Origin of the sequence: Rhizobium jaguaris (genome assembly GCF_003627755.1) — a bacterium.
GTDB classification, from domain to species: domain Bacteria; phylum Pseudomonadota; class Alphaproteobacteria; order Rhizobiales; family Rhizobiaceae; genus Rhizobium; species Rhizobium jaguaris.
In genome coordinates, this window is record NZ_CP032694.1 from 3,134,683 (window position 1) to 3,150,282 (window position 15,600).

The 15,600-nt window shown below is 59.0% G+C and carries 12 protein-coding genes and 1 pseudogene; 6 read left to right on the plus strand and 7 right to left on the minus strand.

What is annotated here, in order from left to right; genetic code table 11:
• Positions 1–55 precede the first annotated feature (55 nt).
• The 6 genes and pseudogenes from CCGE525_RS15300 (at position 56) to CCGE525_RS15320 (ending at position 8,232) form a co-directional block, all read left to right on the plus strand.
• The gene (locus CCGE525_RS15300) at positions 56–1,657 is read left to right on the plus strand and encodes a cytochrome ubiquinol oxidase subunit I (protein WP_120705021.1); all 1,602 of its coding nucleotides are present in this window, start codon (positions 56–58) and stop codon (positions 1,655–1,657) included.
• Positions 1,658–1,662: 5 nt separating this feature from the next.
• Positions 1,663–2,817: a cytochrome d ubiquinol oxidase subunit II gene (gene cydB / locus CCGE525_RS15305; protein WP_120705022.1), complete on the plus strand. Its 1,155-nt coding sequence runs from the start codon at positions 1,663–1,665 to the stop codon at positions 2,815–2,817.
• 21 nt (positions 2,818–2,838) lie between these two features.
• Positions 2,839–2,964, plus strand: a complete 126-nt coding sequence (gene cydX, locus CCGE525_RS15310) for a cytochrome bd-I oxidase subunit CydX (protein ID WP_120705023.1) — start codon at positions 2,839–2,841, stop codon at positions 2,962–2,964.
• Between the two features lie 153 nt (positions 2,965–3,117).
• Positions 3,118–4,233: pseudogene (locus tag CCGE525_RS38965) on the plus strand (acetate/propionate family kinase); the annotation flags it as partial.
• A 138-nt stretch (positions 4,234–4,371) separates the two neighbouring features.
• Entirely contained in the window at positions 4,372–6,786 is a 2,415-nt protein-coding gene (locus tag CCGE525_RS15315; protein WP_245472166.1) for a phosphoketolase family protein, read from the plus strand.
• Between the two features lie 705 nt (positions 6,787–7,491).
• Positions 7,492–8,232 (plus strand): LuxR C-terminal-related transcriptional regulator, encoded by a 741-nt coding sequence (locus CCGE525_RS15320; protein WP_120705024.1) that lies wholly within the window; start codon positions 7,492–7,494, stop codon positions 8,230–8,232.
• A gap of 1 nt (position 8,233) precedes the next feature.
• Here the strand turns inward: CCGE525_RS15320 and CCGE525_RS15325 are convergent, their stop codons facing one another.
• The 7 genes from CCGE525_RS15325 to CCGE525_RS15355 all read right to left on the minus strand — a co-directional run bounded on the left by CCGE525_RS15325 (position 8,234) and on the right by CCGE525_RS15355 (position 15,530).
• Positions 8,234–8,479 (minus strand): transposase, encoded by a 246-nt coding sequence (locus CCGE525_RS15325; RefSeq protein ID WP_162950190.1) that lies wholly within the window; start codon positions 8,477–8,479, stop codon positions 8,234–8,236.
• A 146-nt stretch (positions 8,480–8,625) separates the two neighbouring features.
• Positions 8,626–10,065 carry an HlyD family type I secretion periplasmic adaptor subunit gene (locus CCGE525_RS15330; RefSeq protein ID WP_120705026.1) on the minus strand — a complete coding sequence of 480 codons (1,440 nt, stop codon included), beginning with the start codon at positions 10,063–10,065 and terminating at the stop codon, positions 8,626–8,628.
• A complete protein-coding gene (locus tag CCGE525_RS15335) occupies positions 10,062–11,798 on the minus strand; it encodes a type I secretion system permease/ATPase (RefSeq protein ID WP_120706429.1) in 1,737 nt (578 codons plus the stop codon). Before CCGE525_RS15335 ends, CCGE525_RS15330 begins: the two co-directional genes overlap by 4 nt.
• A gap of 126 nt (positions 11,799–11,924) precedes the next feature.
• Positions 11,925–12,494, minus strand: coding sequence for a PE-PGRS family protein (locus CCGE525_RS15340; protein ID WP_120705027.1), 570 nt, complete (start codon positions 12,492–12,494; stop codon positions 11,925–11,927).
• 360 nt (positions 12,495–12,854) lie between these two features.
• A complete protein-coding gene (locus CCGE525_RS15345) occupies positions 12,855–13,964 on the minus strand; it encodes a hypothetical protein (RefSeq protein ID WP_120705028.1) in 1,110 nt (369 codons plus the stop codon).
• A gap of 128 nt (positions 13,965–14,092) precedes the next feature.
• On the minus strand, positions 14,093–14,386 hold the full coding sequence (locus CCGE525_RS15350) for a GNAT family N-acetyltransferase (RefSeq protein ID WP_425375872.1): 294 nt from the start codon (positions 14,384–14,386) through the stop codon (positions 14,093–14,095).
• A gap of 148 nt (positions 14,387–14,534) precedes the next feature.
• Positions 14,535–15,530, minus strand: coding sequence for a LysR family transcriptional regulator (locus CCGE525_RS15355; protein ID WP_120705029.1), 996 nt, complete (start codon positions 15,528–15,530; stop codon positions 14,535–14,537).
• Positions 15,531–15,600 lie beyond the last annotated feature (70 nt).

Here is a 15,600-nt window from a genome sequence, read left to right on the forward strand (position 1 = left end):
GCGCGTCGAATAGCGCCGTATCGACCAACCCCCGTGGGACCGTGGGAGAAAGACTATGGAACTCGACATCGTGGCGCTATCGCGCCTGCAGTTCGCCATGACTGCGCTTTATCATTTCTTATTCGTGCCGCTGACGCTCGGCCTCTCCGTGTTGCTTGCCATCATGGAGACGACCTATGTGATGACCGGACGGCAGATCTGGCGCCAGATGACCAAATTCTGGGGCACGCTGTTCGGCATCAACTTCGTGCTAGGCGTCGCAACAGGCATCGTCATGGAATTCCAGTTCGGCATGAACTGGAGCTATTACAGCTATTATGTCGGCGACATCTTCGGCGCGCCGCTGGCGATCGAGGGCCTGATGGCCTTCTTCCTGGAGGCGACTTTCGTCGGCCTGTTCTTCTTCGGCTGGGACAGGCTCTCCAAGGTCGGACACCTCGTCACCACTTGGGCGGTCGCGCTCGGCTCCAACTTCTCGGCGCTCTGGATCCTCGTCGCCAATGGCTGGATGCAGAATCCGGTCGGCTCGGCGCTCAATCCGCAGACGATGCGCATGGAGATCACCAACTTCTTCGACGTTGTCTTCAATCCGGTAGCCCAGGCAAAATTCGTCCACACCGTATCGGCCGGCTATGTCTGCGCCTCGATCTTCGTGCTCGGCGTTTCGGCCTGGTACATGCTGAAGGGCCGCCATATAGAGATTGCCAAGCGCTCAATGACGGTTGCCGCGTCCTTCGGCCTGGCTTCGGCCCTGTCGGTCGTCGTCCTCGGCGATGAAAGCGGTTATCTCTCGACCGAACATCAGAAGATGAAGCTCGCGGCGATCGAGTCCATGTGGGAGACCGAGCCGGCACCCGCCGCTTTTACCCTTTTCGGCTTTCCGGATCAGCAAGCACGCGAGACCCATTATGCCGTCCGTATCCCCTGGGTCATGGGCCTGATCGGCACCCGCTCGCTGACCACCGAAATCCCCGGCATCAACCAGCTTGAGGAGCAGGCCAAGACCCGCATCCGTGACGGCATCAAAGCCTACGACGCGCTCATGAAGATCCGCGCCGCCCAGCCTGGTACTGCCGGTGCCGTTGCGCAGGATACGTCCATCCAGCAGGCGCGCGCTTCCTTCGAAGATATCGGCCACGAGCTCGGCTACGCCCTGCTTCTGAAGCGCTATGTCGACGATCCTCGCCAGGCGACCGATGCGCAGATCGATCAGGCCGCGCGCGATACCATTCCAAATGTGCCCACACTCTTCTGGACCTTCCGCGTCATGGTCGGTCTCGGCATGTTCTTCATCCTGCTGACGGCAACCTTCTTCTGGCTTTCGGCCCGCCGCCAGCTCGACCGCTATCCCCTGTTGCTCAGGATCGCCTTCTTTGCCATCCCGCTTCCCTGGGTTGCCATCGAGTTCGGTTGGGTCGTCGCCGAGTTCGGCCGCCAGCCTTGGGTCATCGAAGGCGTGCTGCCGACCGCCGCTGCGGTCTCCAATCTCGGAGCCAGCACTGTGCTTCTCACTTTGCTCGGCTTCGCCGCGATCTACACCGCGCTGATCGTCATCGAGATGAGCCTGATGGTGAGAGCCATTCGTAAAGGCCCGGAACCGGACGACGAGCCGGAAGCCGAACTTACATCCGAAACCTTCGTTCCTGCTGCGGAGTAACCGTCATGATCCTGCATCAACTGATCGACTATGAAACTTTGCGCATCATCTGGTGGTTGCTGCTCGGCGTCCTGCTGATCGGCTTTGCGGTGACCGACGGCTTCGATCTCGGTATCGGCGCGCTCCTGCCATTCGTCGCAAGGACGGATACCGAGCGGCGCATCGCCATCAATGCGATCGGCGCGACCTGGGAAGGCAACCAGGTCTGGCTGATCCTCGCCGGCGGCGCCATCTTCGCCGCCTGGCCGCCGCTTTACGCCGTCTCCTTCTCCGGCTTCTATCTGGCGATGTTCGCGGTCCTCTTCGCGCTCATCCTCAGGCCGGTGGCGTTCAAATACCGCTCCAAACGCGAAAGTGCACGCTGGAAGGCAGGCTGGGACTGGGCGCTGTTCATCGGCGGTTTCGTTCCCTCCCTGATCTTCGGCGTCGCCGTCGGCAACGTCTTGCAGGGCGTGCCGTTCCGCTTCGCCGACGACATGCGGATCTACTACGAGGGCTCGTTCTTTGAACTCCTCAATCCCTATGCGTTGCTCTGCGGCCTGCTCTCCGTCGCCATGCTCACCATGCATGGCGCGGCATGGCTGCAGTTGAAGACGGACGGCGTTGTCGCCGAACGGGCCCGCAGTTATGGCAGCCTGGCAGCACTCGCGACGGTCGTGCTCTTCGCACTCGGCGGCCTCGCCCTCTGGTACGGCATCGACGGCTATCACATCACCAGCGAGATCAACACGATCGGTCCGTCCAATCCTCTATTGAAGACCGTCGATCATGCGCCTGGCGCCTGGTTCGCCAATTATGGTAGTCATCCCTGGATGATGATCGCTCCGATCCTCGGCCTCCTCGGCGCAATCGCGGCCCTTCTGTCGATGCTTGCCCGCCGTCAAGTGGCACCGCTGCTCTTCAGCAAGCTCGCCATTTTCGGCATCATCTCGACGGTCGGCGTCTCGATGTTCCCCTTCATCCTGCCCTCCTCGCTTGACCCGCGCTCCAGTCTCACGGTCTGGGACTCGTCCTCAAGCCATATGACGCTGTTCATCATGCTGGTCGTGGCGGTGCTCTTCCTGCCGATCATCCTGCTCTACACCGCCTGGGTCTATCGGGTGCTCTGGGGTAAGATCGACGCCGAGACGGTCAGCGACAAGAGCCACCACGCCTACTGATCGCACAATAGGAGAAAGAACATGTGGTATTTTGCTTGGCTTCTCGGCTTCCCCCTCGCCGCAGCCTTCGCCGTCCTCAACGCAATGTGGTATGAGATCGTCGACGACAATAAAAAGGCGAAAGAACCGGCGGGGAAGGCTCACTAAAGCCAGTCTCTCGGATTACTCGAGGCGCGGCGGCCCTGCCGTCGCGCCTGGCCTGACTACCCAGTTCCAATGAAACAAACGGCAGTCGAATTGCTTTTTGCCGCCGTGGCTCCTTGGAGTCTGACGGCCATTTCCCTTGACGAGGCTAGCATCATGCCGAACGGAAACCTGCTTCTGACTTTCAATGCCGGGTCGTCGACGGTCAAAATCGGCCTGTTCGAGATCGAGGCCGATAAAGCCCATCGCATCGGCAAGGGACTGATCGATTTTCGTCGTCGCCCCCTCACCTTCCATTTGACAGAAGGCCCGGCGTCCCTCGATCGCTCTCTGCAAACAGATACAGGCGAACATCTGCACGAAGTCGTGGACGAAACTTTTGGCATCCTCAGCGAGCATTTCGACCTGTCCACAGTGAGAGCCATCGGTCACCGTGTGGTCCATGGAGGCGATATGTTCACCGGTCCGGTGCGCCTCGATGAGGCCAGTATCCGCGATATCGAAGGGCTGACTACGCTTGCGCCGCTGCACCAGCCGCAGGCGCTGCGCCTGATCCGCGCGGTCAAGCATCTGCGCCCGGCGCTCGCACAGACCGCCTCCTTCGACACCGCCTTCCACGCCACGCAGAGCGATCTCGTTCGTCGCTTCGCTCTACCGCGCGCGCTGCACGACCAGGGAATCAAACGCTACGGCTTTCACGGCCTTTCCTATGCTTTCATCGCCGCCGAGCTGCAAAGGCGCGCACCCAAGGCGGCCGCAGGCAAAGTCGTTGTCGCCCATCTTGGCAGCGGGGCAAGCCTCTGCGCCCTCGACAAGGGCGAGAGCCGTGATTGCAGCATGGGATTTTCGACGCTGGACGGCATTCCGATGGCGACGCGCTGCGGCACTCTCGATCCCGGCGTACTGCTTCATCTGCTTGGACAGAAAGGCACGGCGCTGAAGGAAGTGGAAGATATGCTCTACTACCAGTCCGGCATGATCGGTGTCTCCGGCATCAGCGCCGACACGCGCGATCTGCTGAAGGACGCGCGCGCGGAAGCGCGAGAGGCGATCGATTTGTTTTGCCTGCGCATTGCCGGTGAGATCGGTCGCATGGCGGCAACGCTGGGTGGCCTGGACGGCATGGTCTTCACCGCCGGCATTGGCGAGCACCAGCCGGAAATTCGTGCGGCGATCTGCGACCGCCTGCGATGGCTCGGTCTCGATATCGACAACGATGCGAATGCCGCCAACGCGCCCGTCGTCAGCACATCTTCAAGTTCCGTTACCGCTTTCGTCATTCCAACGGACGAAGAGCAGATCATTGCCAATGAGGCCCTGTCGATTTTTGCCGGGAGTGATCCAGATCATAACCAGCCCGCTCCATGGGCGATAGCTTCCCATTCGACCACATCGAATCGGAGCAATCACATGGAAAAGCAGGCAACCGCAGATTCTACCGGCGTGCTTGATACGGCCGAGCTGGCGCTGATCGACCGCTATTGGCGCGCGGCCAATTACCTCTCGGTCGGACAGATCTACCTTCTCGACAATCCGCTGCTGCGCGAGCCGCTGAAGGCGGAGCATATCAAACCCCGTCTGCTCGGCCATTGGGGCACGACGCCCGGATTGAATTTCATCTATGCTCATCTCAATCGGATCATCCGCAATCGCGATCTCGATATCATCTATGTCTGCGGCCCTGGCCATGGCGGTCTCGGCATGGTCGCCAATACCTATCTCGAAGGCACCTACAGCGAAATCTATCCGGATATTTCCGAGAATGCGGACGGCATGCGCAAACTGTTCCGTCAGTTCTCCTTCCCAGGCGGCATTCCGAGCCATGCGGCGCCGGAGACGCCCGGCTCGATTCATGAGGGCGGCGAACTCGGTTATGCCCTCGTCCATGCCTACGGCGCCGTCTTCGACAATCCCGACCTGATCGCAGCCTGTGTAGTCGGCGATGGTGAAGCCGAAACCGGCCCGCTGGCCGCTAGCTGGCATTCCAATAAGTTCCTCAATCCGGCACGCGACGGCGCCGTACTGCCGATCTTGCATCTCAACGGCTACAAGATCGCCAACCCCACCCTTCTCGGCCGCGCCACCGACGAGGATTTGCGCCATCTCTTCATCGGCTACGGCTACGAGCCGTTCTTCGTCGAAGGTTCGGAACCGCATAAGATGCATCAGGCCATGGCCGCGACCTTCGAACAGGCGTTCGATCGTATCCGCGCCATTCAACGGGAGGCCCGCCACGGCGCGCCCGGCAATTTCTGCCCGCGCTGGCCGATGATCGTATTCAGAAGCCCGAAGGGCTGGACAGGCCCCAAGGAAGTCGACGGCAAGAGGGTCGAAGGCTTCTGGCGGGCGCATCAGGTGCCCGTTTCCAATTGCCGCGACGATGCCGGTCACCGGAAGATCCTGGAAGATTGGATGCAAAGCTACGATCCGCAGGATCTCTTCGACACCAACGGGCGTCTGAAGGAGGCGTTGCGCGCACTGGCGCCGATGGGCCAACGGCGCATGGGCGCCAATCCCCATGCCAATGGCGGCCTCCTGCGCCAAGAACTCGTAACACCCGCGATCGACGATTATGCAGTCGCCGTCAAAGAGCGCGGCAGAACGATGGCACAATCGACGGAAATCCTTGGCCACTATCTGCGCGACACCCTGACCCTCAATGCCGATGGCGCCAATTTCCGCATCTTCGGTCCCGACGAGACGGAGTCCAACCGCCTTGGCAGCGTTTTCGAAGTGACCGACCGTGTGTGGATGGAGGAAATCAAGCCGTATGACGTCAGTCTGGCCCGCGACGGCCGGGTGATGGAAGTGCTGAGCGAGCATCTGTGCCAGGGTTGGCTGGAGGGCTATCTGCTGACCGGTCGCCACGGCCTGTTTTCCTGCTACGAAGCCTTCATCCATATCATCGATTCGATGTTCAACCAGCACGCCAAGTGGCTGAAAGTGTCGCGCGAGCTCCCGTGGCGCAAACCGGTTTCCTCGCTGAACTACTTGCTGACCTCGCATGTCTGGCGGCAGGACCATAACGGCTTCAGCCACCAGGACCCCGGCTTCATCGACCTTGTCGCCAACAAGAAGGCCGACACCGTGCGCATCTATCTGCCGCCGGATGCCAATACGCTGCTGTGGACGTCAGACCATTGCCTGAAGACCTATGACCGCATCAACGTTATCGTCGCGGGCAAGCAGCCGGAATTGCAATGGCTGTCGATGGATGAAGCCGTCAAACACTGTGAGGCCGGCATCAGCATCTGGGATTGGGCCGGCAATGAACAGGGCGCCGGGGAACCCGATGTGGTCATGGCCTGCGCCGGCGACGTGCCGACCATGGAGACGCTTGCGGCGGTGGATCTTCTCCGCCAAAACATTCCGGAGCTATCGATCCGCGTCGTCAACGTCGTCGACCTGATGGCATTACAGTCCAAGGAACAGCATCCGCATGGCCTGACCGATGAGGTCTTCGACAGGCTGTTCACGCCGGATCGGCCGGTCATCTTCGCCTATCACGGCTATCCCTACCTGATCCACCGCCTGACCTACCGGCGCACCAACCACAGCAACATTCATGTCCGCGGCTTCATCGAGGAAGGGACGACGACAACGCCGTTCGATATGACCGTTCTCAACGAACTCGACCGCTACCATCTCGCCATCGAGACGATCGAGCGCGTGCCGGGATTGAAGGAAAAAGCGGCCGATGTGATCAAGCTTTTTCAGGGCAAACTCGAAGAACACCATCGCTACGTCCGCCAACACGGCGAAGACATGCCGGAAATCAGTAACTGGAAATGGCCTTATGACGGCAATGGTACGCGTCTGGCCTGAACAGGCCTGACGCGGCAGGGGAAAGAACGAGGTGACGAGCCAGGCCGCATAAAACCTGCCCCAATGCACTTCCTTGCGGCAGAGGTGCAATCCGGCACCCCTGCCGCACGAGTGACGAGCCGTATGAAAGCTCCACACTGAGAGGAGGTGCGCGACCGCATGCATAAATTGATCGGATACCGATCAAAATCCAGCAAGTTTGTTGAGAGGGCTGCAGGGATTCTTGCGTTGCGTTGCGTCACTCAAACCGTCGCTCAGGAGATGTCATCTTGGCAGTATCACAACCCAAAATGGCGGCTATCCATCCGGCGTTTGAACCATAACCTCGTATCAGTATCGCCTTTTGGGCTGGGTGCAGATGTGCGGTTGAGTGATCCCACCGCCCTTCAACTCTCACTTTGCTGAGATCACGCCAGATGCTGCAAACATGCATATTTTTCAATACAGACCATCTCAAATTCGATCCGCTGCGCCTGTTGTTGGCGGCGGCAATATCCAAGAACCGCATACTGAAAAGCTGCTGCCGCACCCCTGTCAATTGATGGGCTTATAGAAACGCGCCCCATGGTTGTAGTTAGAAAGATTCCTTCATCTCGCTACATTGGGTTGCACGCGGGATTAATCCCCATTTTATCATGACATGACACAACAACGGGTATAATATTCGCGACGAGATGGAACGCATTTATCCTTGGGGGGCGACACGTGTCCATCAATTCACGAATAAAACGCCGGAACGGGCGCGACGCGCCAACCGTAATCATCATAGACCATCACACACTTGCCCGCACGACCATCGTGAAGCTTCTTGAGCACGAACTCGCCGGCTGGGATCTTGTTGATATGGTCTCTACTGAGAGTCTTGATAGGGCTCTCGGAATGGATGTCCGTCTGATCGTTCTGGATTTGGGCGGCAGAAGCGTTGAGAGCGTCAGTGTACTTGAAGATCTGACGGCTATCGCGGAACGCTTTTCCGAAGCGCCTATCGCGCTATTATCGGGCTCGGATGATATTTCTATCGCATCTCAAGCACTGAAAATGGGCATTCGCGGCTTTTTCACGACCTCAATTCCCATTGAGATCGCCCTTGCCGGGCTGCGGCTCGTTCTCGCAGGCGGTATATTCTGTCCGCAGCCGTTAGATATGCTTACAAACGGCCTTGTCAGGCATACCGACTCTCAGGATGACGATCAAAGGATGATAGAGGCGCGCGCGCATGGCCTGGACCTTGCCGACTTCACGCCGCGCGAAACGGATGTGCTTGCCGAGCTGCAACGCGGCTGCTCGAATAAGGTCATTGCGGGGAAGCTCAATCTGTCCGGCCACACCGTGAAAATGCACGTGCAGCATATTATGCGCAAGCTGCAAGTCCAGAACCGAACCGAAGTCGTTGCCCGTTTGGGTTACAGGGTGCTAACCAACGGCCATGATGCGGCGGCATCGTAAGCTACGCGCTTTCCTTGGATGTTTTTTCAAGCATTTCGCTCAGCGTCGCTGCTGCGAGCATGGTTTCGGCCAATAGCTTCTTGAGTTTTCGGTTCTCCTCTTCCAAGGCCCTCAGCCTTTTGACGTCGAAGCCGGCATTCCTGAGCTGCAGGGATTGCCACCGATAGAAGGTAGGCTCGCTAATCCCGTATTTGCTGCACACATCCGTCACCGTCATGCCACTCTGATGCTCCTTCAGAATGTCCATGATTCTGTCATCATTGAATTTTCTCTTACCCATCATTGCGTCCCTTCGACGGCGACATGCCAGAAATTGAGAGGCGCCAGGAAGGAATGGTGGGAGTACCAATCCATATTCGCGTCGCATTTCCAAGCCGTATGCTCTGGAGGTCTTCAGTCTTCGCGAAACGCTCTGTTGAAGCTGTCCAGAAGCGGTCTGATTGCGTAAAACGCGACGCTGCTCTTGCCCGTTTCGATCAATGCTTGGGCGGGCATGCCCGGAACCAGCGCGACATCGTGCATCTTCGCCAATCGTTCATCTGTCACACGGATCGTCGCAGCATAGTAGGCCTGACCGGTCTGCTTATCGACAAGGCGATCCGCGGAAACGTAGTCCACTGTACCTCTCAGCAGCGGAACCCGCCGCTGATTATAAGGTAGAAGATGAACTTGTGCTTCCAACCCCGGACGCACCAAATTGATATCCTCCGGCCGCACATGTGCCGTTATCACAAGACGGGCCTCGCGCGGCACCAGATCGAGAAGCGGCTCGCCCGCACCGACCACGCCACCTGCCGTGTGAACGTGCAGGTCCATGATCACCCCGTCCTCCGGAGCCCGGATGTCGGTCCTCGAAAGCTGATCGTCAATTTCACGCAACCGCTCGCTCAGTTGCAGAATTTGGCTCTCCGTGTCGCGCAGGCCTAGGGCGACCTCATTTTGCCGATCGTTCTGCAGTTTCACCAGATTGGCCTGGGCTTCGCCGATCACCTGATAGGCGCGCGATATCTGAGCGTCCACTTCGCCCGCCTGCCCATCGATGTCAGCCTTCTCGCGCCCCAGATTGAAAATCCTGCTCTTCCGCTCCGCCCCTTTGTTGACGAGACTCGTGGCCGATTCCATCTCTTGCCGTGAGATTTCGGCCCTGTCTGCAAGCGAAGCCTTTTGTGCGCCGAGCCCGATGATCTCCTGTTGAACCTGCCTCATCTTTTCCTGCGTGATTGCTATCTCGGACTGCATGACCTGACGGCGCGTCTCGAATATCCTGTGCTGCCCGCTCATGATGGCATTGACCGCCGGATTATTGTTCATCAACGCTCGAAGGTCCGGTGGAAAGGTGATCTGGTCGCTATCGCTCTGTTCGGCAAGCAGGCGCGCATGCATGCCTTCAGCGTCCCAGAGCTGGCCCTGAATGCTGTCGCGCTCCGAACGCGATTTCGTATCGTCCAGTTCGATCAAAACCTGCCCCGCAGTGACGGCATCGCCGTTCCTGACGAGAATTTGTCTTATGATCCCACCCTCCAGATGTTGGATGGTCTTGCGGCTGAACTCCGGTTCCACGATGCCGGAGGCGACCGCAGCGCTCTTGAGAGGAGCCAACGCCGACCATATTCCGAAACCGAGGATAAACACGCAAATCAGCAGGTTGCCCGTTCGCTTCACCGACCGCAGCACGGGCATGGGCGACGCCGGCGCCAACCTCGTGAAATCCGCATCAAGGACCGGTGAATAGCTCAGGAATTTCTTCGCAGCCTCCAATCTTTGGGCAGACCGGGTGCTCGGGCTTGACGGACTTATGAATTTGGCCGGAGCTGCTGGACGGATGACAGTCATGGCACAGCCCTTCCCTCCAGGGACGGCGCCGGCGATGGAGGGCGAAGGTAGGTATCGTATATATACTCGCTCTCTCCAAACGCATTGACCATGCCGTTGCGGATAATGGCGATCTTGTTGGTGACGGGCAGAACGCCCATCCGATGAGTAATGATGACGACGATCATTCGCCTGGATCTCATGCGTTCGATCGCATTAAACAAGATGCGTTCGCCTTCATAGTCCAGACTGGAATTCGGATCGTCGAGTATCACAAGCGCTGGATTTCCGTAGGCAGCTCGCGCCAATCCGAGCTGCTGCCGCTGAGCGCGCAGCAGCAAGCTTCCCCCCTCGCCGATGTCGGTCTCGTAGCCCTGCGGCAGCCGCATGATCGTTTCATGCAGCCCGACGAGCTTTGCCGCTTCGATCGCCTTGGTGGGATCGGCGCCGTCCAGACGCCCGATGACGTCCTTGATCGCTCCGCCGAAAAGCTCGATATCCTGCGGCAGATAGCCGACGTGATGGGTGTCGCCGCAAAGGCGCAGCGCCGATATGTCGACGCCTCCAAGGAACGTGCCTCCGCTCGTCGGGTGCAGGACGCCGGCCATGATCCGGCCGAGCGTCGACTTGCCGGACCCCGACGGGCCGATGAGCGCAACGCAATCACCTGGCACAAGGCGCAGCGTGACGCCTTTCAATATCGGCCGATCGACAAACGGCGGGGCATAGCCGACATTGTCGACGACGAGCCCGCTGGGTTCGGGGGTGGGTATCGTTCGGGCGTCATCCTGCGAAGCAACAACCAGCAGCATCTTGTTGAGACGATTGAAGGAATTGCGAGCAAACGCAAACGAGCGCCAGGCACCGATCGCGCCCTCGACCGGCGCAAGACCGCGGCCGAGCAGCAGGCTCGCGACAAAGATGATCCCGGGACTGCTGTTATCATCGAGGACCAGCCATGCGGCCGCTCCCATGGCAAGAATTTGCGTTAACGTCCTGATGGACTTCGAGAATCCCAAGATGATCTCGGTCCGATGCATCGCGGTATCTTGCGCTCTTCTGGCGACCTCCGCATCGCGGTAGATGATTTGTGCCGCGCCATCCTGCATCCCCATGGCTCGGATCACCTGAATATATCGGAGAGCCGTTGAAAGCCGCACATAGCTCCTTGACAGCGCAAGATTGGCCTGCGCGATCGGCTGCTGCGTCGCCAGCTCCGTCAACAGGGCAAGCGACAAAAGCGCGACTGCGCTAACAAGGCCGATCGCTCCCAGCAAGGGGTGGACGAGAAAGAGCAGCAACAGGAATACCGGCGCCCAGGGAACATCGAAGAGAAGCGAACTTGCCGGCGAATCGAGGAACTGACGCAGCGTGGCAAGGTCGCGATAACAGTCGGCCGCCACGCTGGTATCGGCACGGGACGCATATTCGAACGACGCGCTCAAAACGTCCGGGCGCAACCGGTGGTCCATCCAACTGCCGATACGCGAAAGCGCTGCTCTGCGCACAATATCCAAGGTGGACCCCACCACCACGGCAACAGCGATGATGAGCGTCAGCATCAACAGCGTATCGGCGCTGCGGCTCGACAGCACCCGATCGTATATCTGCAAAAGATAGATGGAAGGAGCGAGAAGAAAGAGATTGTAGCCGCAGCTATAGATGAAGACCAAGCCGAAAGCGCCGGCGGAAGCCCGGAGGGCAATGACCAGTGGAGTCTGCGGGCGCTGGGCTTGTGCAAGACTTGTTGACATCATCAGATCTCGCAGCTCTGGACTATGAAAGGCGAATGCTTGGTCGAACTGTCATAAATACGAGGATCGCTGGCCGAAACCGGCGATCCTCAGGACCCGAATTCACGGGCCGGCTGGCATAATCGATCACGTACCGAGATGGTGCACGTCGATGGTGCCGAAAGAATTGTCGAAATGATCGAAAGCGTTCGATACGGCCGTGCTGAGGGTATCGGTATGAACCAATGCAGTCGAGACACTGCCGCCTTCGGCCAGGTTGCCGTTACCGCCATTGCCACCCATGCCGGATATGATGGTGGCGTGCTGATCGGACACCAATTCGCCAAGTTGTGTGGCTGTTGTCGGTGCCGAAACCGCTGCCGTGTCGCCGCCGCTCCCTGAACCCTGGTTGCCGCTGGAGGTGGGGTCTCCGCCTGCTCCACCAGCTCCGGCGTTGTTGACCGTTGCAAGTAAGGCACTCACAGCGGCGCCGCCAGCTCCGCCGTCACCGGTGCCCCAATCGGCCATCTGAGAAACATGATCGCCATTGTGAACATCAGTTGAGGCGCCGTAGACGTCCTGAACATTGTGGACATATGCAGTGGGATCGAAGTGGATATCCCCATTGCCATAGCCATTACCGCCGTTGCCGGCATTTGCGTTGCCTGCAGTGGGATCGGTGAGATTGATCGTATCAGTTATCTGTGGAATAGGCATAGTGTAACTCCTCTCCTATTCGGTCCGTATATCTCCCACGGCCCGATGCCGGTACGTTATTACCTGGCAAGAAAACCGCTTGCAGACAGTGCTCGCAATTCAACCGGTGAGCCAGCCGGATATTCGGAGATGGCCCTTTGGGTGGGGTATGGCCGGGAAAGAGGATGTATCCCAAATGGCTATGCCCACGCGATTAACGGCGCAAAGCTAGACGACAGAGACAATGCTCTCTGTAAACACTTCCATTGAGAGTTGGAACCCGGAATTGGAACCGCCTGCGCATGTTCCTGCGAAGCGGTTTTTCCGTCCTCAATTGCAAAAAACAAAAGGATAGAGCAGTTTCCTGAAAACTGAGCCGATCTAGCTGTGCATAAAATTGAGGATATCGTCGACGAGCGCCGAATGGGCATCCGTCAGGTTGCCCTCGCCGCCATGGCCGCCAATGCCGGCCAATTGCAGCGTATGCTGATCAGTGAGGATATGGTCGATCTGCTGGGCGTCGGCCGTCCCGCCGGCAGGAACAGCAATGTTGATCGGATGGAAATACCCGATGCTGACATCGACGAAACTGCCGTTCGCAGACCCCGATCCACCACCGCCACCCATGCTGTTTCCGGTGAAGATCGTATCCGAGGACAGATTGAAACCGCCTCCATCACCGCCGATACCCGCCATCTGGATACCGCCCTGCTCGAAAATCGCATTGTTTGTCTGATGGGCTTCCGCCGAGCCGCCCGCAGCGCCGACCGCGATGTTGATCGGCGAAAAGATGGCGACGTTGACATCGACCATGCTACCGATGAAGTGGCCATCGCCACCGTGTCCGGCATAGTTGTCGCCGGTGAGAATGAGCGCGTTTCCAGGGTTTGAAGCGGCACTCTCCGACCCGCCGCCACCGGCGGCAATATTGTGGTCGCCACCCGAGCCGCCGATACCGCCCATCTGGGTCGCGCCCTGCAGAAACACGGCGTTGTTCGTTTGGTCCGAATGCGCCACGGATCCCTCGCCACCCGCGACGGCGGTGTTCACCGGGGCGAAGACGGCAACATCGGAGCTCACGATACCACCGAAAAACAGGCCATTGCCGCCGCTTCCGGCATGGTTGACAGAAGTACTGCCGATACCGCCGATTGCGACATTGCCGCTACCGCCATTGCCGCCTATGCCGGCCATTTCGGTGGAGTGCTGATTGAAAAACACATCATTGCCCTGAGAGGCGTCCGCTGTCGAATGAGGGCCGGCTATTGCCGCGTTGGATGGGGTGAAGATCGCGAGGGGATTGCTGCTGATAAGGCCGGTCGCAATTCCGTCGCCGCCGCTTCCTGCGGAATTAACGTTCGCGCTGGGCGCAATATCCAAAGGCATCCATGTAGGAACCAGCGCCAGATGTCCCGCGCTGGTACCGGAGATCACGTTTTGACCAATGCTCGAATTGGACGCGTCTTCCCCTGTGAGACGAGTTTCCGTCATCGCGGTCTCCCCCTTGCACACTCACGCCTGGCGCGAATTATCCTGCGCTATTGTGGAATGGGACGGGCAAAAAGAAGAGCCTGCAATTCGTCTACGCCCATATGGGCGGGGTGACAGCCATTTGGGGGTCATACCGTTTGGCCGTATGCCGTGACCGCGAAGAGATTGGTGGGCGCACCGTGCAACATGACTTCGCGTTCGAAGGTGAAGCCGCATTTTTCCAGAACAGCCCTGGAAGCGACATTGGCTGAACGAACGAGGCCAATCACCTGTTCAGCGCCCAAGTCATTGAATGGAAATGTCAAAGCTTCCTTCACCAGTTCGGTCGCGTAGCCCTGTCCCCAGCTATGCGTGCGCGTATGATAGGTCAAGTTGAGACTATCGAATCCTTTCGACACCGTGATGCCGCCAAACCCGATCAAGCCGTTGCCCTACATCGAGAGTCCCACGTCTAATTCGATGATTACGCCAGTGATTCATATCACGAGAAAGACGTCGCGCCCTCTTCGATCCGGTCGAGACTGCCATTGGGCTTGTGGGCAACGGCACGAAGTCCCAGTTGCGAAGGTTTCACACGGCCTCAGCCAAAGGAACCTTGTCGAAGCAGCAGGCGGCCGTGGAAACGCCTATGCTGCAGCCGCTCGCCTCCAGCGCTTCCGTCACGACTTCCACGAACAAGCGACGCAGCCAGACCGAACGGCTGTCGGCCTGATCGACGCGCCGATAGAGCATCGTCACCGGATCAGCTGGCAATTCGAACGGCGGCGCCGAAATTGTCAAATCGTGAAGCTGCGCCATGCAGCGGGCGATGGACTCCGGAACTGTCGCAATGGCCGGAATGGCTCGCAATGTCGGCGGTAAAGCGGAGAAACGCGGGACCGTCGCCACCACCTGACGGCGATGCCCGAGGCGCGCAAGAGCGACATCGACATTGGTCGATATGGTGCCCTCAAGTGATACCGTCACATGCGGCGCGTTTGCGAAATGCTTCAGGCTCAGCGGCGTCGCGCATGTCAGATGCCGGGCATCATAGATGCACAACGAGGCCTGTTCGAACAAAGGCGCTCGAATGTGCCATGAGGCAGGTTCGTCGTGCACGGAGATGCTGAACTCATAGGCTCCATCGTCCAGGAGACGCGCGGCGTCGCGTTTGTCAAACGCCACGCTGACCAACCGAACACCAGGCGCCAGCTGCCGCATCCGCGCCGCCAGCGGCCCGAAGAAAGCCGATTCCAAATTGTCGCACATGCCAACGCGGAACTCGCCCTGCCAACTTGCCGGGTCGAAAGCGGTCGGTGGTCGGATGGCGCGCTCGATACCCGAAAGCGCGTCCTCAATGGCGGGGGCAATGGAGAGAGCGCGCGGCGTCGGCTGCAAACCGCGGCCGACACGCACGAACAATTCGTCATCGAGCGTCTCGCGCAGCCGGCGCAGCGCGGCCGACAGACCGGGCTGGCCGAGCAGCAGGCGCTCGGCGGCGCGGCTCACATTCCGTTCCCGCATAAGCACGGAAAAAGCGAGCAGCAGATTGAGGTCGATCTTTCGGAGTGTGGCATCATTCATCATCACGAGTAATACCTGACATGGTTACTATCAATTTGCAATAGGGTTTGAAGCTGTACATTTTCTCGTTCCC